Origin of the sequence: Phycobacter azelaicus (genome assembly GCF_014884385.1) — a bacterium.
Lineage (GTDB): Bacteria > Pseudomonadota > Alphaproteobacteria > Rhodobacterales > Rhodobacteraceae > Phycobacter > Phycobacter azelaicus.
Window position 1 is genome coordinate 3,601,323 of the sequence record NZ_WKFH01000003.1, and the last position, 26,316, is coordinate 3,627,638.

Consider the following 26,316-nt stretch of genomic DNA (forward strand, 5'->3'; position numbering starts at 1 on the left):
CGGGGCGGCCTTGGCCGCCCTTTCCTATCCCCGCCACCAGCGGCACCTTGCACAATTGCCCCGCCTGACGCTGAGTGATACCACGGCGCCAAAGCAACAACGGGGACGCGACACATGCGGCAGAAACTGGCAGCGGGAAACTGGAAGATGAATGGCACCGGAGAGGCCCTGGCCGAACTGGAAGCCATGGCAGGCAGCCACCCCGCCCCCAAGGGCACCGATATCCTGATCTGCCCCCCCGCAACGCTTCTCTATCGCGCAGCCCAGGTTGCCAAGGGCACGGCCATCACGATCGGCGGGCAGGATTGCCACACAGCAGCCTCGGGGGCGCACACCGGCGATCTATCGGCCGAGATGCTGGTCGATGCAGGTGCGACTGCGGTGATCCTTGGCCATTCCGAGCGACGCGCAGACCACGCTGAGACAGACGCAGATGTGCGCGCCAAGACCGAAGCCGCGATTGCGGCCGGGCTCACTGCAATTGTCTGCATCGGTGAAACGTTGGCGGAACGAGAGGGCGGAGAAACTCTGTCCGTAGTGGGCGAACAACTGGCGGGGTCTTTGCCCGATGGGGTTACCGGCGCGACGCTGGTTGTCGCCTACGAACCGGTCTGGGCCATTGGAACTGGCAAGGTCCCGACGCTGGAGCAAATCGCCGAGGTGCATGATTTCTTGCGCGCCGAGTTGACCTCTCGGTTTGGCGCGCAACTGGCCGATGGCATTCGCCTGCTTTACGGCGGTTCGGTCAAACCGGGCAACGCGGCAGAGATCTTTGCGGTATCGAACGTCGACGGCGCCCTGGTGGGCGGCGCCAGCCTGACGGAGGCGGATTTCTCCCCCATCATCGCGGCGCTAGAAAAAGCCTAACGCACCGCTTCGAAACAGACGTAAGGGCTCGGCCGCAAACGCCGGGCCTTTTTGCTTGAGCGGATATGAAAAAGGCGCCCCGGTTGCCCGGAACGCCCTTACTCGCCAAATCGAACTTGCAAAAGCCTAGTTGGTTATGATCTCCGGACCCATTAGCGCGTTGGGGATCATCGTGCTGAGTGCCGGTATGTAGGTCACCATGATCAGGAAGACGAAGAGCACGGCAAGGAAGGGCAGCGCCGCCCGAACCACGCCCATCATCGGCATCCCCGCAACGCCTGAGGTCACGAAGAGGTTCAGCCCCACCGGCGGAGTGATCATGCCGATTTCCATGTTCACAACCATGATGATGCCAAGGTGAATGGGGTCGATGCCCAGCTCGATGGCGATCGGGAAGACCAGCGGCGCGACAATCACCAGCAGGCCCGAGGGCTCCATGAACTGACCGCCGATCAGCAGGATGATATTGACCACGATGAGGAACATGACCGGACCAAAGCCCGCCGACAGCATCGCATTGGCGATATGCTGGGGCACCTGCTCGTCCGTCAGCACGTGCTTCAGGATCAGAGCATTGGCGATCACGAACATCAACGTGACGGTCAGCTTGCCCGCATCAAACAGCGCCTTCTTGGTGTCCTTGTGGATCCAGACTGAAAGCAGTGCTAGCGGAGCCTGCATCAGGGAGCGGCGCGGGCGACTGTCGGTGGCTGCCAGCGGGCCCATGTCACGGTAGACGAAGGTTGCCACGAGGAAGGCATAAACGGATGCCACGGCGGCAGCTTCGGTCGGGGTGAAGATCGCGGCTTCCTTGTAAAGTCCTTGTTCGGCGGAATACCAGGGGTAGCCATAGATGCCGACCATGATGATCACGATCAGGAACAGCCCCCAGAAGGCCTCGCGAAACGACGCGCCAACCTCGCCCCATCCGGCCCATTGCCCCTTGGGCATGTTCTTGATGCGGGCGATCACATAAATCGTCACCATCAGCATAAGGCCCGCCAGAAGGCCCGGAATAATGCCCGCAAGGAACATCCGCCCCACCGACACATCGACCGAAGCCGCATAGACCACCATCACGATGGAAGGCGGGATGAGGATGCCCAGGGTGCCTGCGTTACAGATCACACCAGCAGCGAATTCCTTGGTATAGCCAGCCTGGCGCATGGCCGCGATCACGATGGACCCGATGGCCACCACGGTCGCCGGAGACGATCCTGAGAGCGCCGCGAACATCATGCAGGCAAAGACGCCCGCAATCGCCAGGCCGCCCTGGAAGTGCCCGACGCAGGCGATGGAAAAGCGGATGATCCGCTGCGCGACCCCGCCTGTCGACATGAAGGTCGAGGCGAGAATGAAGAAGGGGATCGCCAGCAGGGTGAAATGTCCCTCAAAGGCTTCGAATAGAGTACCCGCAACCGAGGCAAGTGAGCTATCGGAATAGATCAGCAGAAACAGGGTCGAGCTGAGGCCGAGGGACACCGCAATGGGCACCCCGATCAGCATCAGGCCCACGACCATGGCAAAGAGCAGAACCACTTCCATCAGTTTTCTCCTTCGGTCGCGCGGGCGCGAGCCTCGTCCATTTCGTCTTCGACCTCGTGGCTTGCGACCAGCCGATCGGCGCTGCCATGCCAGATGCGCACTGCGGCCTGGGCAAAGCGGATCACCAGCAAGAGCATCGACAGGGGCAGGATCAGGTAGGGCACCACTTTTGGCAGTTTCTCGTAGGAATCGCCGTAGTTAATGAGGTCCTCAAGGAAGCGGAAAATGCCGATCATCGGCACGTCCTGCACCTCGTAAAAGCTTTGGCTGCGGGCCTTCATGTCAAAACCCGTCGGGAACCAACGCCCCGATGTGGGCGGCAGATCCGCAAAGACCGCCCAGTAGTCATAGGCCCCTTTGAGCAGCAGCAGCGAAAAAATGAGGCAGGCGCCCACCGCGATCAGCCCCAGCACCCGGCGTGCTGGCGCGGCCAGCGTGTTGACGATAGCATCGACCCCCAGGTGCGCATGGGTTTTCACCGCATAAGAGGCCCCCAGAAGAACCAGCCAGGCGAACAGGAACACGGTCAGCTCCAGCGCCCAGAGAATGTTGGAGTTGAAGACGAAGCGCGCCACCACATTGGCGAAGGTGATGATGGTCATCAGCCCGAGCAGAAGCGCGATCAGCGTTTCTTCGAGCGAATTGATAAACCCGGCCGGGCCGGTTCTTGCCGCCGACATGCCTGTGTCCCCCATGCTGTTGTTATGGAAAAAGGTGCAGGCGGCGGATCCCCACGCCGCCTGCAAAACAGAGCGCATCACCGTAAAGACGGGTGTCGCGCTCTGGGGTCGGGCTATCAGTAGCCCGCGTTGATTGCCTGAGCAGCGTCGATCTTGTCCTGCCCCACGTCATCGGCAAACTGCGCCCAGACGGGTTTCATGGTGTCGACCCAGGCCTGGCGCTGCTCGGCTGTCAGCTGGCGCACGGTGCCGCCTGCGGCGATGATCGCATCCTTGGCCTCATTGTTCACCTTGGTGGACTCGGAGTTCCGCGCCTCGGTTACTTCCGAAAGGATGGTCAGGAACTGATCGCGCACCTCCGGCTCAAGGCTGTCCAGCCAGTCAACCGAGGTCACCACCAGATAGTCGATGATGCCGTGGTTGGTTTCGGTGATACCGTCCTGCACCTCGAAGAACTTCTTGCCGTAGATGTTGGACCAGGTGTTTTCCTGACCATCCACAACGCCCTGCTGCAGCGCGCCGTAAACCTCGGAGAAGGCCATCTTCTGCGGGCTGCCACCGATGGCTTCCATCTGCGCAACCAGCACGTCAGAGGACTGCACGCGGAACTTCAGGCCATTGGCATCGGTCGGTGCGACCAGCGGCTTGTTTGCCGACATCTGCTTCATGCCGTTGTGCCAGTAGGCCAGCCCTTGCAGGCCGCGCCGCTGCATGGAATCCAGAAGCGCCTGGCCATCGGGCGAGGCCTGGAACGCATCCACAGCGTCGATGTTCTTGAACATGAAGGGCAGATCGAACAGGCGGAACTGCTTGGTGAATTTTTCGAACTTGGAGAGCGAAGGCGCAGCCAGCTGCACATCGCCCTGCAGCATCGCTTCCAGCACCTTGTTGTCGTTGTAGAGCGTGGAGTTCGGATAGACCTCCAGGCACATGGTGCCGTTCATCTCTTCGTTGATCCGCTTTTCCAAGAGGCTTGCCGCAATCCCTTTCGGGTGCTTGTCAGTGTTGGTCACATGGCTGAACTTGACGACGATTTCGCCATCGTCACAAGCCGCTTGCAATGCGCCAGCGGATACAGTCATCGCCAGAGCGGCGGCGGTCGCAGTCAGGAATTTCATGGTAATCCTCCCAGGTTCCATTCCAATTCTATCTCCACAGCCCCGGCATCCTGCGCCAAGGCCCCGCCAAAAGGATCACGAATCGAACTGCCCCCCTCAAGACTTGATTCGAGAATCACCGCATTTCGGAATTTTCACAAATTTTTCATAGAGATGCCGAGTGCTCACAGAATAGGCGCCGATGCTGCATTTGCACGCTGTGCGAAAACCCGCACAGACCAGCTTCCCTTTGTGCGGAAATCCGCACAGTTCCCGGCACGACTGTTAGCGCGAACTTCTGCCGCAGGGAATCATGACCGGTTCAACGCCGGTAGTCCTCGGGGCGAATGCCATATCGGGCCAGCTTGTCATAGAAGGTCTTGCGCGGCAGTTTCAGCGCCTCAGCCGCCGCCGCAGCCCGCCCGTTCTGGCGCCCGAGGGCCGCAATCAGCAAGGAGCGCTCAACCTGCGCCAACTGCTCCGCCAACCCCAGATCCGCCCCGGCCGAGACCTCTTCTGGCATGCCAAGAACAAACCGCATCGCCGCCGACATCAGCGAGCGCGCATTGCCGGGCCAGTCCTGCGCCATCAGCATGGCGAGGTGTTCCTGGCTGACCTCTGGCGCCTCGATCCCGGCCTGTTCTGCGGCCTGGGCGACGTAGTGACGGAACAGGACCGGAATATCACCGGGACGTTCCGCAAGGGACGGGATCCGCACGCGCATAACGTCGAGCTTGTAGAACAGATCAGCGTGAAAGCCTCCCTGCGATACGCGTTCGGCCAGATCACTGGAGCTGCCCGCAATGACGCGGGTATCAGTGCCCTGCTCCAGTCCTTCGAGCACCGCATATTGCACGGCTTCGGGCAGGGCCGATACTTCATCCAGAAACAGCGAACCGCCTGCGGCCTCCTGGCACAGCGCCTCGAACCCCTCTGCCGTCATGCCCGCAGCAGGTCGCTTGACAAAGGCGCCTTGGGCGCGCGGTGACATCAGGTGAATGACCTCGGCCACCTTGGAAATGCCGCTACCGGCGGGACCGCTCACCAGCACCTCGGCCCCAGTGGCGGCCACGGTGCGCACGCGCCTGCGAAGCTCTTCGGACTGGGGCGATGTGCCAAACAGCATTCGCGCCGCCGGATCGCCCAGTTCCAGCTGACGTTTCAGGCGGCGGTTCTCCAGCACCAGCGCACGGGTCTTCAGCGCCCGTTCAACCACCGCCAGCAAGTCCACTGTCGCGCAGGGTTTTTCAAGGAAATCAAACGCGCCTTCAGACATGGCCCGCACCGCCATGGGGATGTCTCCTTCCCCGGTCAAAAGGATCACGGGCAGTTCAGCATCGACCCCTTGGGTGTAGTGCAGCAAATGAAAGCCATCGCGCCCCGGCATACGCATGTCCGACAGGATTACACCGTCGAATTCTGGGGTGATCAGGTCCTTGGCCGCAACGAAAGAGCCCGCCGTTACCGCCTCAACATCATTCAACTCGAGTGTCTGCGCCAGCGCCTCACGCACGGCGGCATCATCATCCACAAACAGCACCCGCCGGGTCATGCGGCACCTTCCTCGCTCCAGGGATCCAGTTCGACGGTAAAGACCGCGCCGTGTTCGGTGTTGCTACCACGGATATGACCGCCGAAACTCTGTACCAGCCCATAAGAGATCGACAGGCCAAGGCCAAGCCCCTCGGCGCTGCCCACCGCCTTGGTGGAATAGAAAGGCTCGAACATCTTTTCCGGCTCCTTGATGCCGGGGCCGATGTCGCGCACCTCGACACGCAGGCGCGGCCCCGCGCGAAGCACGATTGCAATCGCACGGTCCTCTTGTCCCAGCATGGCATCGGCGGCGTTGTTGATCAGGTTCACGAATACCTGCGTCAGCCGTACCTCCCCGCCCCATGCTAAGACAGGCGTCCCGCCTGTCGGCGCTGTCCAGTCCAGCGTCACCTGATCGGCCTCCAGCCGCGCGGCGGTCAGCTCCACCGCCGCATCGATCACCTGCACCAGATCGACTCGCCCCATGGGTTCGCTTTCATTGCGGGCAAAGGCACGCAGGTTCTTGATGATCCGTGCCATTCGGTCGGCCATGCTGGCAATACGCCCAAGGTTGTCGGCTGCGCGGTCCGGGTTTTCCCGCTCAAGGAAGGCCGCGCCATTTTCCGCATATTGCTGGATTGCCATCAAAGGCTGGTTCAGCTCGTGACTGATGCCTGCAGACATCTGCCCCAGCGCCGACAGCTTACCCGCCTGTACAAGGTCTTCCTGGGCGCGTTTCAGGGCCGCCTCTGCCTCTTGTCGCTCGCGCACCTCGCGCCGCAGCTGGCTGTTCGTAACCTCCAAGGCTTCGGTGCGCGCGGCAACCCGTGTTTCCAGAACCGCATTGGCCCGGGCGAGGGTCCGCCGCCGCTCGGTTGCGAGGAACAGAAGCGTGCCAAAGGCAAGGCACAGCCCCGCCAGTGCCGCCGCCTGCAGCGCGGCAATGCGCCGGGCCGGCGCAACATCCACCAGGATTTCGCCCTGCAAGGCGATCACCGGCAGATCCACCGTCAGATGCAGCGCCTGACGGGGGAGATAGGCGCTGCCCGAGATCTGCCAGATCTCATGCGGGCCAACTCTGCGCTCTACAAACGCGACCGGCTCGCCCTGCTCGGCGTCTCCCCCGGGCAAAGCATCGCCCCTACGCCAGAACAACAGCTCGGGGCGGTTGGAGATGAAGACCTCGCCGCTGCGATTGGTGAAGAACACTGCAGGAAGCGAACCACGCCAGGTCTGCTCCACATCCTCGACATCGGCGACGACCACCAGAGCGCCAAGCACGCCGCCACTGACCGCGAAAGTGGGTGCAGCATAGAAATAGGCACGCTTACCCTCGTTCAGCAGCACCGCCTGTCCGGTGCCGAGCGCACCCTGCATAGCGCGTTTGAAATACTCTTCTGTGGCGACCGACGCTCCTGCCACCCCCTCGGCCGAGGCCATGACTTGTCCGGATCGATCCGCATAAAACACATCCAGCGCAGCGGTTTTGTCCGCCACTTCGCGCAGCCGCTGAGCGGCCGCACGGCGCCCCTCCTCGGTGTCCAGCGCATTCAGAACCGGGTGGTCGGCCATCAATACCGCCAGTTCCTGGTAAATCTGAAGTTGCGTACTGACCCGATCAGAGGCCAGCGCCAGATCCGCCGCACTGCGTTCGGCCAGCGAGTCCAGCGCCTGCCGGTAGCCATAGACCCAAACCGCAGCCGCCAGACCGGCAACGGCCACGGCAAAGGCTAAAAGGACCGCTCCCCGGCGCCAGGATTGAAACGGGCTGTATTGCGTCATAGACGGACCCTATGAAACTCGCCTAGCAAAGACCAGCCGCCAAGGCAAAAGTTGCGCCCCGAAGACCAAAGAACGGAAACAGATGAAAACCCTGCATCAATCCCCCACCGATCCGGCCTTTGTGCAGGATCCCTACCCGTTCTATGAAGAGGCGCGCGCTGCGGGTTCGTTGCACTTCTGGCAGGATTACCAGATGGTGGCCGCGTTCCGGAAATCGGCCGTCCACATGCTGTTGCGGGACCGGCGTTTCGGCCGCGAGATCCCGCCTGAGATGGCCAGCGAAGGTCCCGCACATCTGGCGCCGTTCCTGCTGACAGAAGCCCATTCCATGCTGGAGGCCGAACCGCCTCGGCACACGCGCCTACGCAGACTGGTGATGCGGGCCTTCACCTCCCGCAGCATCGCTGACATGGAAGACGAGATTACCCGCCTTTGCCACGATTTGATCGATCGCTTCCCGAAACAACCGTTTGACTTGATCGAGGCCTTTTGCACGCAGTTGCCCATCGTGACCATCTGCCGCCTGCTTGGCGTGCCCGAGGCGATGGCGCCGCAGCTTCTGGAGTGGTCGCACCGCATGGTTGCCATGTACCAGGCCGGGCGCACCACCGAGACGGAACATGCGGCCGCCCGCGCCAGCCAGGAGTTTTCGGACTACCTACGGGCCTACATCGATCAGCGCCGCGACGATCCGCAGGAGGATCTTTTAACCCGTCTCATCGCTGCCGAGGAAGACGGCGAGAGCCTTTCGATGGACGAGTTAATCGGCACCTGCATCCTGCTGCTGAACGCCGGGCACGAGGCCTCGGTTCATGCCCTCGGCAACGGCGTGAAAACCATGCTACAGCAGGGCTGGAAACCAGAGTGGCTCGCGCCCGACGGGATCGAAAGACTGGTGGAAGAGATCCTGCGCTACGACCCTCCGCTGCACATGTTCACCCGATACGCCTATGAAGAGGCCGAGGTCTTCGGCCACACCTTCAAGCGTGGCGATCAGGTGGCGCTGCTGCTCGGCTCTGCCAACCGGGACGAGGCCGTTCTGGACGACCCCGAAGTGTTTGATCCGACCCGTCCAGCCACGCTGAACACCTCTTTCGGCGGCGGCATTCATTTCTGCGTCGGCGCGCCGCTGGCGCGGCTGGAAATGCAGATCGCCCTGCCGATCCTGTTCGCGCGCTGCCCGGACCTGCGCCTTGCAGAGGCGCCCGAGTATTCAAACAGCTACCATTTCCACGGGCTGATCCGGTTGATGGTGGAACGGTAAAGCGTTGGAAAGGTGCGGTTAGTCTAATACAGCACCTTGGCGCGCTCACACTTTGGGGTCCAAAGGCAGAAGCGTAGTGGACTTGATCTCCTCCATCGACAACAGCGCCGTTACATTGTGGACGCGCACCTCTGAAATCAGGGCCTGATAGAACTTGTCATAGGCCCGCGCGTTCTGCACGCGCACTTTGAGGATGTAATCGATGTCGCCCGCCAGCCGGTGCGCCTCCTGCACCTCGGGGCGGTCACGCAACGCCTTGAGAAAGGCCGCCTGCCACTCCGCTTCATGTTCCGACGTGCGGATCAGCACAAAGAAACAGGCCTCAAATCCCAGCGCCTCGGCATCCAGAATCACGGTCTGGCGCCCGATCACTCCTGCCTCGCGCAGCTTGCGAATGCGATTCCAGACAGGGGTCTTGGAACTGCCCACCTGCTTGGCGATTTCATCCAGTGACTGACTGGCATCCCTTTGAAGTTCGGCCAGGATTTTCCGATCCGTCGCATCAATCCGCACTGTCATTCCAATTTTTCCCCTGCATCGAAACCGAGACTGCTGAACCCCGCCAACACTGGAACAAATGTCCTTATTTGGGCAGGCATATGGCGCTTGATCGGGAATATTTCCTATATTGAGCATCAAGTCAAACAGCACGAATGAGGCGCCAAATGTCCAGCTTTGCCCCGATCCTTCCCCCTGCCAGCACCCGGCATGCGGACGGCATGTGCTGCCCTGCGCCGGGTGAGGTTGCCTTTGCAGGCTCTGGCCCGGGCGATCCGGACCTTCTGACCCTGAAGGTGCTGCGTGCAATGCAACAGGCGGGCGTGATCCTGTTCGACCGCCTTGTCAGCACCGAGATCCTCGCCCTCTCTGGCCCGGGCGCCACGCTAGAGGATGTGGGGAAGGAGGGCTTTGGCCCCTCCATGTCGCAGGAAGAGATCTGCGCCCGCATCGTGGCCCATGCCAAGGCTGGCAAGAAGGTGCTGCGCCTGAAATCCGGTGATCCCACCGTCTTTGGCCGCCTCGATGAAGAGCTGACCGCCTGCGACGAAGCCGGGATTGGCTACAGGATCCTGCCAGGGATCACCGCAGCCTCAGCCGCCGTGGCCGCCATCGGCCAAAGCCTCACACAGCGCGGGCGCAATTCCTCGGTGCGGTTCCTGACGGGGCACGACATGCGCGGCTTTGCCGATCACGACTGGGCCGCGCTGGCGCGCCCCGGCGAGGTGGCCGCCATCTATATGGGCAAGAAATCCGCCCGCTTCGTGCAAGGGCGCCTGCTGATGCATGGCGCTGAGCGCGAAACCCCGGTGACCATCGTCGAAAACGCCTCGCGCGCCGATCAGCGGGTGCTTGAGACCACGCTGGACCACCTGCCCGCCGATCTTGCCGCTGCCGGATTTGACGGCCCGGCCCTTACCTTCCTTGGTCTTGCACCGCGCCAAAGCATTGCCGCGCTGACCGACCTCACAAACACACTGAAAGCGGAGCTTGCCTGATGCCACGCCCCTTTACCCCGAAAATCATCACCGCCAACGACCTTTTGGAAGGCGATGTGATTTACTTCACCGCAAACGGCAGCTGGAGCCGCAATCTGGCCGAGGCCGAGTTGATCGTGGACGAGGCCGAAGCGCAGCTGCGCCTTCTGGAGGCTGAGCGTGACGCCCTCAGCGTGGTCGGCATCTACCTGACCGACGCAAAAGCAGGCCCGAACGGCCCCGAGCCTGTGCATTTCCGCGAGGATTTCCGTCGCACAGGTCCATCGAACTATGCCCATGGCAAACAGGAAGCCAAGCTGGAGGCCCTCGAGAATGTATAAGTACAACGACTTCGACACCGCCTTTCTGGCCGAGCGCAACGCCCAATTCCGTGCCCAGGTGGAGCGCCGCATCGACGGCTCCCTGACCGAGGACGAGTTCAAACCCCTGCGCCTGATGAACGGGCTCTATCTGCAGCTGCATGCCTATATGCTGCGGGTGGCGATCCCCTATGGCACGCTCAGCAGCGCCCAGATGCGCAAGCTCGCTCTCCTGGCCGAAAAGTGGGACAAGGGCTACGGCCATTTCACCACCCGGCAGAACATCCAGTACAACTGGCCAAAACTTCGCGATGTGCCCGATATGCTGGACGCCCTGGCCGAAGTGGGCCTGCACGCGATCCAGACCTCTGGCAACACTGTGCGCAACGTGACCTCTGATCACTTTGCCGCCGCCGCTAGGGAAGAGCTGGAAGACCCGCGCCCCTATGCCGAGCTGATCCGCCAGTGGTCCACCGACCACCCGGAGTTCCAGTTCCTGGGCCGCAAGTTCAAAATCGCCGTGACCGGTGCCGAACAGGACCGCGCCGTGACCCGAGCCCATGACATCGGGCTGCGCATGGTCGCAAAGGACGGTGAAAACGGGTTCGAGGTGATCGTGGGCGGCGGCCTTGGCCGCACGCCGATGATCGGCAAAGTCCTGCGGGAGTTCCTGCCGAAAGAAGACCTGCTGCCCTACCTTGAGGCGGTGCTCAGCGTCTATAACCTGCTGGGTCGGCGCGACAACAAGTACAAGGCCCGCATCAAGATCACCGTTCAGGAAAACGGCATCGACAAGATCCGCGAGCTGGTCGAGGAGCGTTTCATCGAACGCCGCGCCGAGTTCAACGGTGCTGACCGTGCGCTGCTGGAAGAGATCAAGGCGCATTTCACCCCGCCTGCCCTGCGCAGCGGTGAGATCGCCCTCTTCCAGGAGGCCTATGAAAGCGATCCGGTGTTCCGCGCCTGGGCCGACACCAACCTGGCAGAGCACCGCAAGGACGATCACGCCATCGTCACCATCTCGATCAAGGCACATGGGGCAACGCCCGGTGATGCGACGGCCGAGCAGATGCGAGTGATGGCGGATCTGGCCGAGGAGTTCGCCTATGACGAGCTGCGTATCAGCCATGAGCAGAACGTGATCCTGCCGCATGTCCACAAATCAGACCTGCCCGCGATCCATGCCCGCCTGAAAGAGGTGGGGCTGGCCACCGCTAACATCGGGCTGATCTCGGATATCATCGCCTGCCCCGGCATGGACTATTGCGCGCTGGCCACGGCCCGCTCAATCCCTGTTGCGCAGGACATCGCCACGCGGTTCGAAGAGCTGAAGCTGGAGCATGACATCGGCCATCTGCAGATCAAGATCTCGGGCTGCATCAACGCCTGCGGCCATCACCACGTGGGCCATATCGGTATTCTGGGTCTGGATCGCGCCGGGGTGGAAAACTACCAGATCACACTTGGCGGGGATGCGACCGAAACGGCAGCCATCGGCACCCGGACCGGTCCCGGCTTTGCCTATGACGAAATCGTGCCCGCGGTTGAGCGCCTGATCGAGGCCTATCTGGACCTGCGGACCAGCACAGAGGAAACCTTTATCGAGACCTATCGCCGTGTGGGCATGGATCCTTTCAAGGCGGCGCTTTATCCCGAAGCCCGCAAAAAGGTGGCCTGAGCGATGCTGAACCTCGCTGAAAGTGGTCCTGCCGGGGCTGCACAATCCACGGCCCTGGCCGACAAGGTGGAGGCGCTCAACGCACGCTACCGCCATCATTCGGCCACCGCCGTGATGGAGGGCGCCTTGCAGGATGCCGGTGAGATCGCACTGGTCTCCAGCTTTGGTGCGGAATCCGTGGTGCTGTTGCACATGGCAGCGGTGATAAACCCGGCGGTGCCGGTTCTGTTTGTGGACACAGAGCTGCTGTTCACCGAAACGCTGATCTACCAGCAGGAGGTAAGCGAGCGGCTGGGCCTGCGCAACGTGCAGATCATCCGCGCCGATGATATCGCCGAGAAGGACCCTTATGGCGCCCTGCGGTTCTCCGACACCGATGCCTGCTGCCACCTGCGCAAGACCGTGCCGCTGCAAAAGGCCCTCGCTGGGTTTGATGGCTGGATTACGGGCCGCAAGCGGTTCCAGGCCGGCAGCCGCGCCGCGCTCGAATTCTTCGAGGTCGAAGAGGGCACGGGCCGCATCAAGGTGAATCCGCTGGCTCATTGGGCGCCCGAGGACGTGCGCGCCTATATGGAGGAAAACCGCCTGCCGCGTCACCCGCTGGTGGCGCAGGGCTACCCTTCGATCGGCTGCGCCCCCTGCACCTCGAAAGTGGCAGAGGGCGAAGATCCCCGCGCCGGGCGCTGGCGCAACCAGAACAAGGAAGAATGCGGCATCCATATCGTGGATGGCAAACTCACCCGCACAGGAGCAATGGACAGATGACCGTAATCGTGACCGATACCGGATTTGGAACCGAGGACTGGACCGATGGATTTGATACGGAGACCGCACTGGATCTGGCTCCGGATGCCGATCTGGCGACCCTCTCGAACCGCATCCCCGGCCTTGAGATGATCCGCATCCACTTCCCCAGCTTTGCCGATGGGCGCGGCTTTACCCTGGCGCGTCAGCTGCGGCACATGGGTTATGGGGGGCGCCTGCGCGCCTATGGGCACGTACTAGCCGATCAATACGCCATGGCGCGGCGCAGCGGCTTTGACGAGGTGGAGATCGACGAGGATCTGGCCGCGCGCCAGCCCGAGGCCCAATGGCTGGCCCGCGCCAACTGGCAGGCCCATGACTATCAGGCCCGCCTGGGCCGCGCCCGGGCAGCGAAATAGCCGCCCCAGCCCCTTCCTTCCCCGCGGGAAAACACGGCGGCCTGTCGCCATGCGGCAGGCCCTCATGCAAATCAGTGCTTTTCCTGACCTGTATCAAAGATTAATCAGAGGTGCCGGTTTAACAGACCGGCAGTGAAACCGATGAACGAGATGACGCCCGTGACCGAGACTGCCCAAGACGCAAAACCTGCAAAGGCGACCCCGACCCTGCCGGACGCCCAGACCGTGACCGAGGTCAAGCACTGGACGGACCGCCTGTTTTCCTTCCGGGTGACGCGGCCCGCCTCGTTGCGCTTCCGCTCGGGCGAATTTGTGATGATCGGCCTGATGGGCGATCCTGACCCCAAGACCGGCAAGCAGAAGCCACTTTTGCGCGCCTATTCCATCGCCTCGCCGTCCTGGGATGAAGAGCTGGAGTTTTACTCGATCAAAGTGCAGGACGGCCCGCTGACCTCAAAGCTGCAGCACATCCAGCCCGGCGACGAGATCATCCTGCGCCCCAAGCCCGTGGGCACCCTGGTGCATGACGCGCTTTTGCCGGGCAAACGCATCTGGTTCTTTGCCACTGGCACCGGTTTTGCACCCTTTGCTTCGCTGCTGCGCGAGCCGCAAACCTATGAGGATTACGACGAGGTGATCATCACGCACACCTGCCGCACCGCGGGCGAGCTGACCTACGGACGGGAATTGATCGAAAGCCTGAAAGACGACGAGCTGCTCAATGAGCTGATCGGCGACGGCTTCTGGAAGAAGATCAAATACTACCCCACCACCACCCGCGAAGAGAGCGCCAAGATGGGCCGCATCACCGACCTGATCAACTCAGGCGAAGCCTACAAGGATCTGGGCGTGGAGCCGCTCAATCCCGTGAGCGACCGCGCAATGATCTGCGGCAACCTGGCCTTCAACCTTGAACTGAAGGACATGCTGGAAGTCGCCGGCCTTGAGGAAGGCGCCAACTCCAAGCCCGCGCAATATGTGGTGGAAAAGGCCTTCCTTGACTGATCTCGGTATTGACCGATAGATCCAAAAATTAAGGCCGCGCCCCCGGTCGGGGAGCGTGGCCTTTTTGTATCTTTGCGTCAGGTTCTGTGGCTCACAGTCCCAAGGCGGCCTTCACCTGATCAAGCGCAGCTGACAGCAACTCGGGGCTGTCCTTGGCCTTTTCCACAGTAGTGGTCAGGGCAGTCTTTTGAAACTGCGTCAGATCCGATGCTTCAATCGCCTCAATCACGGCATCATAGTCGAACCCTTCGGGCGTCAGCAGCGTGGCGATATCGGATGAGTTGCTGCCGGGGGCCGCTTCTGCGGCCGCATCGGTGGCCGCTTCCATGGCGCCTTCTACGGCCTCGGTTGCGCTTTCTGCAGCCTCGGATGCAGTTTCAGTTGCGCTGCCGACAGAGTCCTCAGCGGCCTCGGCGACTGCGCCCGCTTGTTCTGCTGCTTCGGCGCCAGCCTGCTCCACCACGTCCTTAACCGCGTCGGCGGCCTCTTTTACCGCGTCCTGTGCATTCTCAACGGCGTCTTCGGCGGCTTCTGTCGCCGTATCAACAGCGTCCTGTGCGGCTTCGGTGGTAGTCTCAACCGCGTCCTCAACCGCAGTTTCGACTTGCTCGACCGGGGTCTCGAGCGGCTCGGGCTGGGTCACAGGTTGCGGATCGGTGGCGGGCACCGATACTGCATCGCTGGCCTGCTCGGGCGCAGGGTCCTCGCCTTGCGTGCTGAAGACATAGTAGGCGCCAAGCGCAACAACTGCGGCGGCAACCGTAACAACAACGGGTTTCATGAGGGTTCTCCTGTCCTGTCTGGGCATCCGCGACCGGTTTCCGACCGGGCAGAGCCTTCAATTCCGATGGCCATCATCTGTGGCGTATGGCCTAGGTGATCTTCCACCATGCCATCCACAAGGGGGAAAAGCCGGACATGCGCTGCATCGGCCAACGACCGCCAGAGGCCAACCGCACGGGCGGCAGTCTTTCGCGCAAGGGTCATTGCCGACAGGTACGAATCGAGCCCGGGGCAGCGCTCCGACAAGGACGCGAGCGAACGCAGCAGCGACCCGCGGCCATTCGGCATGCTGAAACAGCAGTCGGCCTTGCCGGGCGTTCCAGCCTCCAGATGGCCTCCGATCGCGTTTTTCGTGTTCCACCAATACGGTTCCGGCTTGAAAGACGCTTCCGTGCGGTTTAGGTTTCATGCTCGAAAATTGGCAACCATCAAAGGATTGAACCCATAGCCCGCCGACCTCATAATGCGCCGCCGACCCGTGATACCGGCCCGCGTACAAACGAAAAGATCCGTGCACCCGAAATCCGCCTCATCGGCGCCGAAGGCGAGAACGTTGGCGTTGTCCACCCCGCCAAGGCGATGGAGATGGCAGCGGAAGCGGGTCTGGACCTTGTGGAGATTTCGCCAAACGCGAACCCGCCGGTCTGCAAGATCATGGACTTCGGCAAGTTCAAGTACGAACAGCAGAAGCGCGAAAGCGAAGCGCGCAAGAAGCAGAAGATCATCGAGGTCAAAGAGGTCAAGTTCCGTCCCAACACGGACACCCATGACTATGACGTCAAGATGCGCAATGTGTTCAAGTTCCTTGAAAACGGCGACAAGGTGAAAGTGACCCTGCGGTTCCGTGGCCGCGAAATGGCGCACCAGAACCTGGGCCGCGAACTGCTGGAGCGTGTGGCCGAGGACGTCAAAGAGATCGGCAAGATCGAAAACATGCCCAAGATGGAAGGCCGTCAGATGATCATGATGATCGGCCCGCTTCCGCAGAAGTAAGACCTTACCCAGCAGGTAGCGGTATTTGACCCGTCCGGCCATCCGGGCGGGTTTTGCATTTTGTGACAATCCATTCTTAAGAACTATCAGCTCATTGTCAGAAAAAAACCCGCGCAGGCTTCTCTGCGCCCTTTCAATATGACGGAATACTCCATGCGCATTCTTTCTCTTGCCATCGGCACCTGCCTGGCCCTCTCACCCATTTGCGCTCCGGTTGCCCTTGCCCAGACCTATCAAAGCGGCAATTGGGCTGCGGCCAAGGTCGGGCAGGTTTGCTATGTCTTCACACAGCGCGCGGCGCGGGACACCTCGGGCGCCTTGGTCTTCTCGTTTGGCCCTGGCGGCTACAACGCAGGCTTTGCCTATGAATATGCCCCCTGGCCGGGCGAAAGCGGCGCCCCTTGGGATCGAGACGACTCCGTCATCCTTGAGATCGACGGACAGGAAATCTGGCTGGGGGAGGAAATGTTCACCGATGAGGGGCTCCATGGCTACCGCGCCGACATGACCGGCGGTTTTGTGCCCGAGATGATCACGGCTCTGCAGGCCTCCCGATCCACCGTAAGCGTGAATTTCGATCGCCCAGCCAAGGGCGAGGTCTGGCTTTACGGCTCTTTCGCAAGCGAAGGCTTTTCTGCGTCTCTGAGCGAAGCCGGCGCCATGTGCGGCTTTGATCCAAACAGGCTGCCGGCCTCCTGACGCGGCAACCCGCCGAGCTGCCCGCCGACATGCCCCCGCCGCTTGACTGCGCCGGGGGCATGGTCATTGTGAAGCCTGAAAAGACGCAGATCGGGCGGAGTATTCGGCATGTGGGAAGAACGGTATTCAAAGTCAGACGGGTATGTCTTTGGCACGGATCCGGCGCAGTTTCTGGTTGAACACAGCGCCTACCTGACTGCTGGTCACACAGCCCTCTCCGTTGCCGATGGAGAGGGGCGCAACTCGGTCTACATGGCTGAAAAAGGTATGGATGTCACCGCCTATGAGTTCGCCCCCACCGCCATTGCCCGCGCCCGTGATCTGGCCACCGAGCGTGGCGTTTCAGTGGATTTTCGCGAGGTGGATATCCTGAACCATGACTGGCCAGAGGGGGCCTTTGATCTGGTGGCTGGCATCTTCATCCAGTTCGTCGGCCCCGAGGCACGCAAGATTCAGTTCGAAGGCATGAAACGCAGCCTCAAACCCGGCGGAGTGCTGCTGTTGCATGGTTACACACCGGAGCAGCTGGAGTTCGGCACGGGTGGGCCGCCCTTTGCCGAAAACATGTACACAGAAGACCAGCTTGCCGATGATTTCGACGGTTGGGAAATCCTTGAAAACCGCGCCTACGAGCGTGAAGTCCAAGAGGGGCGCGGTCACCAAGGCATGTCTGCCCTCATCGATTTCGTTGCCCGCAAGCCCGGCTGACCGAAACGAAAAGGGCCCCGCGCTGCGAAGCCCTTCCCGATTTTGAGAGTTGGAGTTAGCTGGCAGCCGCCACGGCGCGCTTGGTCAGAACGCCGATCAGATGGGCGCGGTATTCCTTTGTCGCGTGAATGTCGGCCATCATGTTTGACGGTTCCACCTGCAGCCCCTCCACGGCATCCGGGCTAAACGAGCCGCCCAGCGCCGCTTCGGCCTCGCTCCAACGGAAGACGCCTTCCTCGGACGCACCGGTTACCGCCACGCGCACGCCATCAGCGAACCGAGCCACAAAAACGCCCACCATGGCAAAGCGCGAAGCGGGTTGGACAAACTTCTGATAGTTCGCCGCCTCCGGCACCGGGAAGCGTACGCCGGTGATGATCTCACCCTCTTCCAAAGCTGTGGTGAACATGCCCTGGAAATAGTCATCCGCCGCAATCTCGCGGGAATTGGTGATGATGGTTGCGCCACTTCCCAGCGCCGCCGCCGGATAGCAGGCCGCCGGGTCATTGTTGGCGAGCGAGCCGCCAATGGTACCCCGGTTGCGCACGGCAGGATCGCCAATATGGCTGGCCAGATCCGCCAGCGCCGGGTAGTGGGCCGCGGCCTCGGCTGCGACGGTGGCATGGGTGGTGGCGCCACCGATCGAAAGGCTGCCGTCATCGTTGCGGCAGACACCCTGCATCTCTCCGATGCCGCTGAGCGAGACCAGTTTCGAGGGCATCGCAAGACGCTGTTTCATCGTCGGCAGCAGCGTCTGACCGCCGCCCAGCGCCTGGGCGTCCTCCGCGCCGAGCGCGGCAACCGCATCGGCAATGGTGGCCGGTTTTTCAAACTCGAAATTATACATTCCGTTTTCCTTCCCAAAGAATTCCAGGGCGTGGCCCCTTGTTCTTTTGTCCAAAACTATCGGGATGGAGGGGCGCAGCCTGCGCCCCTGCCCCGGTTCAGCTGTTCAGCGCCGTCCAGACCCGGTTTGGGGTCAGCGGCATGTCGATATGGGTCACATCCTTGCCAGCGGCCTGCAGCGCATCCACCACCGCGTTGACCACCGCCGGGGGCGATCCGATGGCGCCGGCCTCACCGCAGCCCTTCACGCCCAATGGGTTGTGGGTGCAAGGCGTCTGGCAGGAGTGATCCACCTGGTAGAAGGGCACATCATCCGCACGCGGCATCGCGTAATCCATGTAAGACGCCGACAGCAGCTGGCCGTTCTCGTCATAGACACACCCTTCGAGCAGCGCTTGACCGATGCCCTGACCGATCCCACCGTGCACCTGGCCATCCACGATCATCGGGTTGACGATATTTCCAAAGTCATCCGCCGCAGCGAAACGCTCAATGGTTACCTTTCCGGTTTCCGGATCGACCTCCACCTCGCAGGCATAGGCGCCCGAGGGATAGGTGAAGTTCGCCGGATCGTAGAAGGCGGTTTCCTCCAGCCCCGGCTCCATATCCTCAAGCGGGTAGTTGTGGGGGACATAGGCCGCCAGCGTGACATCACCCCATGCAAGGGATTTGTCCGTGCCCGCAACCGAGAATTGGCCATCCTTCAGCTCGATATCCGCATCAGACGCTTCCAGGATATGGGCGGCGATCTTCTTGGCCTTGGCGATGATCTTTTCGGTCGCACGCACCATGGCCGAGCCACCCACGGCGAGGGAGCGCGAGCCATAGGTGCCCATGCCCATCGGCGTATTGGCAGTGTCGCCATGAACGATCTCGACCATGCTTTCGTCGATACCGATCATATCCGCGATCACCTGCGGGAAGGAGGTTTCATGCCCCTGCCCATGGCTGTGGCTGCCGGTCATCACCACCAGACCGCCGGTCGCATTGACCCGCACCGTGGCGCTTTCGTAAAGACCAGCGCGCGCACCAAGCTGCCCCACGAGGTTCGACGGAGCGATGCCGCAGGCCTCGATGTAGCAGTTGACGCCAAGGCCGCGCAGCTTGCCGTTCTTCTGGCTCTCGGCGCGGCGCGCCTCGAACCCGGCGAAATCGGCAACCTCTTCCAGCTTGTCCATGGTCGCGTTGTAATCACCGGTGTCATATTCCACCGCCACCGGGGTGGCATAGGGGAATTCGGTGATAAAGTTTTGACGGCGAAGCGCAACGGGATCCACGCCCAGCTCGCGCGCAGCTTTGTCAATCACCCGCTCCAGCTGGAAGGTCGCCTCGGGGCGGCCCGCACCGCGATAGGCATCCACCGGCACGGTGTTGGTGAAGACGGCCTTCACGTTCACATAGATCAGCGGCGTCTTGTAGTTGCCCGCCATCAGCGTGCCATGCAGCCAGGTGGGGACCGAGGGCGCAAAGGTCGACAGATACGCACCCATATTGGCGTAGGTATCCGTGCGCAGCGCGGTGAAGTTGTTGTCTGCGTCCAGCGCCAATTCGATCTTGGTCACATGGTCGCGCCCGTGAGCATCGGTCATGAAGGCTTCTGACCGGGTGGAGGTCCATTTGACCGCCCGGTTCAGCGCCTTGGCCGCGAAGGTGCAGAAGGCCTCTTCGGCGTAGTGAAAGATCTTGGTACCGAAACCGCCGCCCACATCGGGGGCGATGACGCGCAGCTTGTGCTCAGGGATGCCCAAGACGAAGGCGCCCATCAGAAGGCGGATCACATGCGGGTTCTGCGAGGTGGTATAAAGCGTCGATTCCCCGGTGGCACGGTTGAAATCGCCCACCGCCACGCGCGGCTCCATCGGGTTTGCGACCAGACGGTTGTTGACCAGCTCCAGCGTGGTCACATGGGCGGCCTTGGCAAAGGCTTCCTCGACCGCCGGTTTGTTTTCTTCCACGAAACCCCAGTCATAGCAAAGGTTCGAGGTGAGATCGTCATGCACCTTGGGGGCGCCCTCCTTGACGGCCTCCTTCATGTCGATGACGGCGGGCAGTTCCTCGATATCAAGCTCGATCGCCTCTGCCGCGTCGCGGGCCTGTTCGCGGCTTTCGGCCACGACGGCTGCGATGGCATCGCCCACATAGCGGACCTTACCCTGGGCCAGCACCGGGTGGGCCGGTTCCTGCATCGGTTCACCATGGCGGTCTGTCACCTGCCAGCCGCAGGGGATGGATCCCACGCCTTCGAAATCGGCTCCGGTGAAGATGCGGATGACGCCGGGCATGGCAGCAGCCGCGGTGGTGTCGATGCCGTTGATCTTGCCATGGGCCACGTCCGAGCGCAGGAAATGCACATAGGCCTGGCCTTGCAGGTTGATGTCGTCGGTGTAATTGCCGGTTCCCGTCAGGAACCGCAGGTCTTCGCGCCGTTTGGGGCTGGCGCCGATGCCACTATCCTTTGGCATATTCCAATTCTCCTCCCTGGATGATGCGTCTGATGCGCATCTCTTGGTCATGCAAATTCTTTTACCGGGGCAACGCCTCCCTGCGTGGCCCTCAGCCCATTGACTTATTCGGCAGCAATGGCCGAGACGTCCTGACCGGATGCAGCCATGATCGCTTTCACAATGTTGTGGTAGCCGGTGCAGCGGCAGATATTGCCTTCCAGATAGGCGCGCACCTCAGCCTCGGTCGGCTTGGGGTTGTCTTTCAGCAGCGCCGCTGCCGACATCACCATGCCCGGCGTGCAGAATCCGCATTGAAGCCCGTGATGATCCTGGAACGCCTGCTGAATCGCGTTGAGCGTTCCATCCGGGGCAGCCTGCCCTTCGATGGTCGAAACCTCTGCGCCATCGGCCTCGGCGGCCAGCATGGTGCAGGATTTGACTGCCTTGCCGTTGACATGCACCACGCAGGCGCCGCACTGGCTGGTGTCACAGCCCACATGTGTTCCCGTGAGACCCAGATCCTCGCGCAGAAATGACGACAGAAGCGTGCGCCCCTCGACATCACCGCTGGCGGATTTGCCGTTCACGGTCATTGAGACCTTCGCCATGAATTCCTCCCATTCGCTACTTTTGTTGGCTGAGAGGGAGTTAAGCACGGGATCCCCTTTGCGCGAACCCCCTGAAATGCATTCGCCCCCAACATTTTTGTCAAACGGTCAAATCAGGCGTATAACCGCCTGAGCTTCCCGGACATTCTGAACATTAGAACGTCACGTCCGTGGCGCTTTCGGTCATCCTGTCCCGTTCCAGCCGGAGCGGCGCGGCAAGGGGCGGGTGGGAATCTCTTTCAGCAGTCCGCCGACTCCCATTGCGGCTATATCTGCCGATGTCACTTCAATCCCGCAAATCACCCGCTCAAGCACCCAATCGGCCCCATTGAGCGCCGGAGAGCGGGCACAGCCCGGCAGACCGATCACCGATTTTTCTCCAAGCTTGCCGATAAACAACAGATTGCCCGGATCCACAGGCATGCCAAAGCGCGTCACCTGCCCGCCCGCATCACGCAGGGCCTGCGGCGCGACGTCCATGGGATCGGATGTGGCGGAGCCAGTAAGAATCAGGATTACCTCACCCGGAGCATATGCAATGGCCTCGGCCAACTCCCCTTCCCGGTGCGGAATCACCATGCGGTCTGTCAGTTCCATCCCCATACGCTCAAGCCGCCCGGCCATAGACCTACGCCCCTTGTCCGACGGGATCTCCTCGCTCACACGGGTTTCGATCAGGGTTGCCGTTCTGTAAACTGGCGGCAGCACGCGTAATGCGCCGCCCGCACCGGTTGCGGCATGAGACAGCTGCGCCTCGGGTACTCCGTAGGCAATAATCTTGATGGTGGCGACCATACCCTCCGCATCCACTCGGTGATACTCTGGCACCGTCGCGATAGAGATCATCGGATCCACGGCATTGACCGCCTCCAGCCGCGGGCGGTCCAGCGCGACGATGCCGCAGCTTTTCGCGTACAGGTTCACACGCCCGGCCCCGGCGCCGGAAATACGCAGTCCTTGCGCGGTCTCATCAGGAACAATGGCACGGGCAAGCGCCTGGGCGGCCACATCCTCGTGCAGGTCGCCTCTCTCAAGTCGGGCAACGGTCACCTCACCGAAGCCGCTCGCCGCCAGATTGGTCAGGTGCTGCGCGCTCAGCAACGTGCCCTTGGCGATCTTGCCCGTCGGAAGCTGCAGCGAATGCGCCAGGATGGTGCCTTCCGCCTGTTCCAGCGAAACAGGTCCGAACCTCATGGCCGTTTTCCCCGCAGAACTGCGGTCATTTCGGCCAGGATCGACACGGCGATCTCGGACGGGCCTGCAGCACCGATATCAAGGCCGATGGGGCCGTGGATGCGCGCGATCTGCTCTGTCGTAAAGCCACCTGCGGTCAGCCTATCCACCCGTTTGGCATGGGTGCGGGTCGAGCCCAGTGCACCGATATAGAAACAGTCAGCGCCAAGCGCCGCCTCCAGCGCGGGGTCGTCAAGTTTCGGATCATGGGTCAGGAGCACCAGCGCGGTGCGCGCATCCAGGCCAAGCTTTTCCACCGCCTCGTCGGGCCAGTCGTCCATCAGCCGCTCACCGGGAAAACGCGCGGCGGCGGCAAAGGCTTCACGCGGGTCGATCACCACTGGATCATAGCCCGCGATCCGCGCCATGGGCACCAAGGCCTGCGCGATGTGCACCGCGCCCACCACGATCAGCCGCAGCGGCGGGTTGTGCACGGCGACAAAAGTCTTGCCATCTTCCTCAACCCCTGAGCGATCCATGCGCAACCGGTCCGCATAGCCATCCCGCACCAGACGCCGCGCGCCGGTTTCCAGATCCACCTCATAGGCCAGCGCCTGACGCGCCTTGCGGGCCACGACCAGCTCTCCCAGCAGTTCGACCGGCAGGGCTCCGCCCACGGGTTCCACCAGCACCTTGATGGTGCCCCCACAGGCGAGCCCCACGGCAAAGGCATCATCATCACTGACCCCGAATTCCAAGAGGCGGTGCTGACCGTCCTGAATGGCCTCCAGCGCCTCGAAGACAACCGCGCTTTCGACGCAGCCGCCCGAAACCGAGCCTTCGATCCGGCCATCACCGCCCACGACCAGCTGCGATCCGGCCCGGCGCGGCGCCGAACCCCAGGTCTGCACCACCGTGGCCAGGGCTGCCCCCGTGCCATTCTGGTGCCAGTCCAGCGCCACCTCAGGCGCGTTCTCAAACCGCGCGAGTTCCCCTGTCATGCAATCCTCCCGGCGTGTCTTCCGCCCCTATTGCCCCCAAGGTTGACGCGAAGGCCAGCGGTTTCAAGCCGAAAACGCATCCCAAAACGCAACACGCCCGCCGGATCCGGCGGGCGTCCTGGCCTGTCACAAGCGCGGGAGGGCGCTTATTCAGCCGGTTGCAGGTTCGATTTGGAGGGCGTCAGCCGCTCCGGCAGGGCAAAGGCCAGCGCGACGAAACCGAGGCCCAGAACAATGCCGAGGATATCGCCCGGCAGGGCCGTGATCCCGTCGAACTTCGATCCCGGAACGGTGCCAATGGTGACCTTGCCGCCCGCGACAGAATCCAGAAGGCCGCTCGATTTCCACATCGGGTAGGTGACCATATAGGCCGCAGCCCCCAACAGGCCGCCCGCGATGAAGAACAGCGCATCCTTGCGCCCAGAGGCCGCTGCAACAACGCCGGTGCCGGGGCAATAGCCCGCCAGCGCCCAGCCCGCGCCCAGCATGAGGCCACCGATGAAGACGCCCACATAGGCGGCCTTCACTGACATGTGGCCCACATCGACAAAGCCCAGCATCTGCCCTGCGAACATCAGCACCGATCCGGTACCGATCGCCAGAAGGATGGTCTTGGCCAGGTTGAGGTTGGTGAGGTTCAGCATCTTGCCGATCATGTTGGGGTTGGAGGCGCCGATACGGTCCAGAACCGCACCAAAGGCCAGACCGATAACGATCGCGAGAACGATAGACATCATGGCTCAGTCCTCCTTCTTGAACAGCATCAGGGATACGGGCACAGCGGCGGCAAAGGCACCGGCGGCAAAGATGTAGCCAGACAGCGAGGTCTGCATCATGCCCGACATCATGTGCCCCGAGGTACAGCCGCCCGCAAGGCGAGCGCCGTAAAGAACGATGAAGCCGCCGACAAAGGCCGCGCCGTAGCGCAGGGCGACACCGTCACCCATGTTGGCGCGCCACAGATCGGGGATGCTGCGCTCCCGCTCAGGCAGGCCGCCACGGGCCAGCACCGACAAGAAGCCGCCCACCGCCATCGCCAGCACGAAGACAAAGCTGTAGTTCAGCGGGTTCATCACGGATTTGGCGTATTTGCCGTTCGATTTCGCCAGATAGGCATTGGTCGAGGTGTATCCTTCCTCGGTCTTGGTCACCAATTCGCTGTTCACCGCATCGCCTATGATCCCGTCCAGGATCACGAATTGCGTGGACACGCCAATCGGTTTGACCAGCAGCACCGCCAGGAAGAAGACGAACCCCAGCAGGAGCCCTCCGGTTTTCCAGTTCATGGCCATCATCAGCCTCCCATTTTACATTCCATCGCTGGAATATAGCAGGCTTGCATCGGACCACGCTTGACCCAGATCAATTACATTCAATTTTCGGAATTGATCAGAGCAGCGCCATAAGGCGCGCCTTTTCGCCCTGATCCTGCGGAGAGGAGATCACCCGCGCCAGATCTTCGAGCGAAGCGATGGAATGCCCGGCCCGGAAGCTGTCCACATGGGGCAGCATGGCGCGGATGCCTTGCGCCTTGGGGGCGAAGCCTTCCCAACGCAAAAGCGGGTTCAGCCAGATCAGTCGCCGCGATGACAGGTGGAGGCGCTGCATCTCCCCCGCCAGCTGATCCGGATCGTCCCGGTCCAGCCCGTCGGTGATCAGCAGCACCACCGCCCCCTGCCCCATGACCCGGCGTGACCAGTCGCGGTTGAAGTCATGTAGGCAGGACCCGATCCGGGTGCCACCCTCCCAATCCTGCGCCTCAGCGCCCGCTGCCGCCAGCGCCGCATCCACATCACGCGTTGCCAGATGCCGGGTGATATTGGTGAGGCGCGTGCCAAAGGTGAAGCCATGCACCTTGGCCCAGCCCGCCCCCTTTTGGTTGGCAACCGAATGCAGAAAATGCAGCACAATGCGGCTGTATTGGCTCATGGAGCCGGAAATATCGCAAAGCACCACCAGATTGGGCCAGCGGATGCGCCGCTTGGCGCGAGCGATTTCCTGAAGGTCGCCGCCCCGGCGTGCGGCATTGCGCAATGTGCGCCGCCAGTCGGCGCGCTGGCCGCGCGGGGCGGCCATCAGGCGGCGCGACTGGATCGGCTGCACCGGCAGGCGCATCTGCGCAAGGATGCGTTTGGCGCTGGCAACCTCGTCGGTGCTCATCTGCTCAAAATCAAGGCTGCGCAGGCGCTCCTCCGAGGACATGGTGAGCGAGGCGTCGATCTCAAACTCAGTGCCCTCTTCATCCTGGCCTTCGGGGAGGTCAACCTGATCGTTGGCCCCATCCAAAAGCGCCTCGGCAGCGCGTTTTTCCGCCGGTTTGGCGGCGCGTTCTTCCTGCACGCCCCGAATGGCGGGCAGCATTGCCGCCATCATGTGTTCCAGAAACCGAGGGTCGCGCCAATAGAGGCGGAAAACCTGCGTAAAGACCGTGCGATGTTCGGGGCGCGTGACGAAACAGGCATGCAGCGCCCAGTAGAAATCCTGCCTGCTGGTGAAGCCCGCCGCCGCCACCGCCTCAACCGCATCAATCACCCGGCCCGGGCCGATGGGCAGCCCCGCCTTGCGCAGGGCGCGTGCAAAATGGGTGATGTTTTGGACGAGCTTGGGCTCGTCCGGCAGCGAGAGTTCGGGCAGTTCAACCATCAGATCAGC

The 26,316-nt window shown here is 62.0% G+C and carries 26 protein-coding genes; 11 read left to right on the plus strand and 15 right to left on the minus strand.

Translation table 11 applies throughout. The features are described from left to right. Positions 1 to 114 precede the first annotated feature (114 nt). The gene (gene tpiA, locus INS80_RS18300) at positions 115 to 867 is read left to right on the plus strand and encodes a triose-phosphate isomerase (RefSeq protein WP_192966987.1); all 753 of its coding nucleotides are present in this window, start codon (positions 115 to 117) and stop codon (positions 865 to 867) included. A 126-nt stretch (positions 868 to 993) separates the two neighbouring features. On the opposite strand, the gene INS80_RS18305 is transcribed toward tpiA, so the two are convergent. From INS80_RS18305 to INS80_RS18325, 5 genes are all read right to left on the minus strand, one after another. Continuing rightward, positions 994 to 2,412: a TRAP transporter large permease gene (locus INS80_RS18305; protein WP_192966988.1), complete on the minus strand. Its 1,419-nt coding sequence runs from the start codon at positions 2,410 to 2,412 to the stop codon at positions 994 to 996. Next, a complete protein-coding gene (locus tag INS80_RS18310) occupies positions 2,412 to 3,092 on the minus strand; it encodes a TRAP transporter small permease (RefSeq protein WP_192966989.1) in 681 nt (226 codons plus the stop codon). Before INS80_RS18310 ends, INS80_RS18305 begins: the two co-directional genes overlap by 1 nt. Positions 3,093 to 3,208: 116 nt before the next feature. Next, positions 3,209 to 4,210 carry a DctP family TRAP transporter solute-binding subunit gene (locus tag INS80_RS18315; RefSeq protein WP_192966990.1) on the minus strand — a complete coding sequence of 334 codons (1,002 nt, stop codon included), beginning with the start codon at positions 4,208 to 4,210 and terminating at the stop codon, positions 3,209 to 3,211. 301 nt (positions 4,211 to 4,511) lie between these two features. Continuing rightward, positions 4,512 to 5,741 (minus strand): sigma-54-dependent transcriptional regulator, encoded by a 1,230-nt coding sequence (locus INS80_RS18320; RefSeq protein ID WP_192966991.1) that lies wholly within the window; start codon positions 5,739 to 5,741, stop codon positions 4,512 to 4,514. Next, positions 5,738 to 7,504 carry a sensor histidine kinase gene (locus INS80_RS18325; protein ID WP_192966992.1) on the minus strand — a complete coding sequence of 589 codons (1,767 nt, stop codon included), beginning with the start codon at positions 7,502 to 7,504 and terminating at the stop codon, positions 5,738 to 5,740. Before INS80_RS18325 ends, INS80_RS18320 begins: the two co-directional genes overlap by 4 nt. 82 nt (positions 7,505 to 7,586) lie before the next feature. Here INS80_RS18325 and INS80_RS18330 point away from each other — a divergent pair, with 82 nt between their 5' ends. Further along, positions 7,587 to 8,768: a cytochrome P450 gene (locus INS80_RS18330; RefSeq protein ID WP_192966993.1), complete on the plus strand. Its 1,182-nt coding sequence runs from the start codon at positions 7,587 to 7,589 to the stop codon at positions 8,766 to 8,768. 45 nt (positions 8,769 to 8,813) lie between these two features. Here the strand turns inward: INS80_RS18330 and INS80_RS18335 are convergent, their stop codons facing one another. After that, complete coding sequence (locus tag INS80_RS18335) at positions 8,814 to 9,287, minus strand: Lrp/AsnC family transcriptional regulator (protein ID WP_192966994.1); 474 nt, start codon at positions 9,285 to 9,287, stop codon at positions 8,814 to 8,816. Between the two features lie 146 nt (positions 9,288 to 9,433). Here INS80_RS18335 and cobA point away from each other — a divergent pair, with 146 nt between their 5' ends. The 6 genes from cobA (at position 9,434) to INS80_RS18365 (ending at position 14,409) form a co-directional block, all read left to right on the plus strand. Beyond that, positions 9,434 to 10,264: a uroporphyrinogen-III C-methyltransferase gene (gene cobA, locus INS80_RS18340; RefSeq protein ID WP_192966995.1), complete on the plus strand. Its 831-nt coding sequence runs from the start codon at positions 9,434 to 9,436 to the stop codon at positions 10,262 to 10,264. Next, positions 10,264 to 10,584 (plus strand): DUF2849 domain-containing protein, encoded by a 321-nt coding sequence (locus INS80_RS18345; RefSeq protein ID WP_192966996.1) that lies wholly within the window; start codon positions 10,264 to 10,266, stop codon positions 10,582 to 10,584. Before cobA ends, INS80_RS18345 begins: the two co-directional genes overlap by 1 nt. After that, positions 10,577 to 12,241, plus strand: a complete 1,665-nt coding sequence (locus INS80_RS18350) for a nitrite/sulfite reductase (RefSeq protein ID WP_192966997.1) — start codon at positions 10,577 to 10,579, stop codon at positions 12,239 to 12,241. The genes INS80_RS18345 and INS80_RS18350 overlap by 8 nt, the downstream gene beginning before the upstream one ends. A 3-nt stretch (positions 12,242 to 12,244) precedes the next feature. Then, a complete protein-coding gene (locus INS80_RS18355; protein WP_192966998.1) occupies positions 12,245 to 13,006 on the plus strand; it encodes a phosphoadenylyl-sulfate reductase in 762 nt (253 codons plus the stop codon). Next, on the plus strand, positions 13,003 to 13,404 hold the full coding sequence (locus INS80_RS18360) for a DUF934 domain-containing protein (protein WP_192966999.1): 402 nt from the start codon (positions 13,003 to 13,005) through the stop codon (positions 13,402 to 13,404). The genes INS80_RS18355 and INS80_RS18360 overlap by 4 nt, the downstream gene beginning before the upstream one ends. A gap of 141 nt (positions 13,405 to 13,545) precedes the next feature. Beyond that, entirely contained in the window at positions 13,546 to 14,409 is an 864-nt protein-coding gene (locus tag INS80_RS18365; RefSeq protein ID WP_192967000.1) for a ferredoxin--NADP reductase, read from the plus strand. A gap of 91 nt (positions 14,410 to 14,500) precedes the next feature. On the opposite strand, the gene INS80_RS18370 is transcribed toward INS80_RS18365, so the two are convergent. Then, entirely contained in the window at positions 14,501 to 15,190 is a 690-nt protein-coding gene (locus INS80_RS18370) for a hypothetical protein (protein ID WP_192967001.1), read from the minus strand. A 533-nt stretch (positions 15,191 to 15,723) separates the two neighbouring features. On the opposite strand from INS80_RS18370, the gene infC reads away from it, so the two are divergent. From infC to INS80_RS18385, 3 genes are all read left to right on the plus strand, one after another. After that, positions 15,724 to 16,185: a translation initiation factor IF-3 gene (gene infC, locus INS80_RS18375; RefSeq protein ID WP_439650959.1), complete on the plus strand. Its 462-nt coding sequence runs from the start codon at positions 15,724 to 15,726 to the stop codon at positions 16,183 to 16,185. 153 nt (positions 16,186 to 16,338) lie between these two features. Next, on the plus strand, positions 16,339 to 16,884 hold the full coding sequence (locus tag INS80_RS18380) for a hypothetical protein (protein ID WP_192967002.1): 546 nt from the start codon (positions 16,339 to 16,341) through the stop codon (positions 16,882 to 16,884). 108 nt (positions 16,885 to 16,992) lie between these two features. Next, positions 16,993 to 17,592 carry an SAM-dependent methyltransferase gene (locus INS80_RS18385; protein ID WP_192967003.1) on the plus strand — a complete coding sequence of 200 codons (600 nt, stop codon included), beginning with the start codon at positions 16,993 to 16,995 and terminating at the stop codon, positions 17,590 to 17,592. 55 nt (positions 17,593 to 17,647) lie between these two features. Here INS80_RS18385 and INS80_RS18390 read toward each other — a convergent pair whose 3' ends face one another. From INS80_RS18390 to INS80_RS18425, 8 genes are all read right to left on the minus strand, one after another. After that, on the minus strand, positions 17,648 to 18,439 hold the full coding sequence (locus tag INS80_RS18390; RefSeq protein WP_192967004.1) for an FAD binding domain-containing protein: 792 nt from the start codon (positions 18,437 to 18,439) through the stop codon (positions 17,648 to 17,650). A 97-nt stretch (positions 18,440 to 18,536) separates the two neighbouring features. Beyond that, positions 18,537 to 20,900: a xanthine dehydrogenase family protein molybdopterin-binding subunit gene (locus INS80_RS18395; RefSeq protein ID WP_192967005.1), complete on the minus strand. Its 2,364-nt coding sequence runs from the start codon at positions 20,898 to 20,900 to the stop codon at positions 18,537 to 18,539. A gap of 104 nt (positions 20,901 to 21,004) precedes the next feature. Continuing rightward, entirely contained in the window at positions 21,005 to 21,490 is a 486-nt protein-coding gene (locus INS80_RS18400) for a (2Fe-2S)-binding protein (protein ID WP_192967006.1), read from the minus strand. 183 nt (positions 21,491 to 21,673) lie between these two features. Next, on the minus strand, positions 21,674 to 22,684 hold the full coding sequence (locus tag INS80_RS18405) for a molybdopterin-binding protein (protein WP_192967007.1): 1,011 nt from the start codon (positions 22,682 to 22,684) through the stop codon (positions 21,674 to 21,676). Beyond that, entirely contained in the window at positions 22,681 to 23,664 is a 984-nt protein-coding gene (locus tag INS80_RS18410; protein WP_192967008.1) for an XdhC family protein, read from the minus strand. Before INS80_RS18410 ends, INS80_RS18405 begins: the two co-directional genes overlap by 4 nt. 146 nt (positions 23,665 to 23,810) lie before the next feature. Further along, positions 23,811 to 24,401 (minus strand): DUF6691 family protein, encoded by a 591-nt coding sequence (locus tag INS80_RS18415; RefSeq protein ID WP_192967009.1) that lies wholly within the window; start codon positions 24,399 to 24,401, stop codon positions 23,811 to 23,813. A 3-nt stretch (positions 24,402 to 24,404) separates the two neighbouring features. Next, complete coding sequence (locus tag INS80_RS18420) at positions 24,405 to 24,956, minus strand: YeeE/YedE thiosulfate transporter family protein (RefSeq protein WP_192967010.1); 552 nt, start codon at positions 24,954 to 24,956, stop codon at positions 24,405 to 24,407. 97 nt (positions 24,957 to 25,053) lie between these two features. Beyond that, entirely contained in the window at positions 25,054 to 26,307 is a 1,254-nt protein-coding gene (locus INS80_RS18425) for a vWA domain-containing protein (protein ID WP_192967011.1), read from the minus strand. Between the last annotated feature and the right edge of the window lie 9 nt (positions 26,308 to 26,316).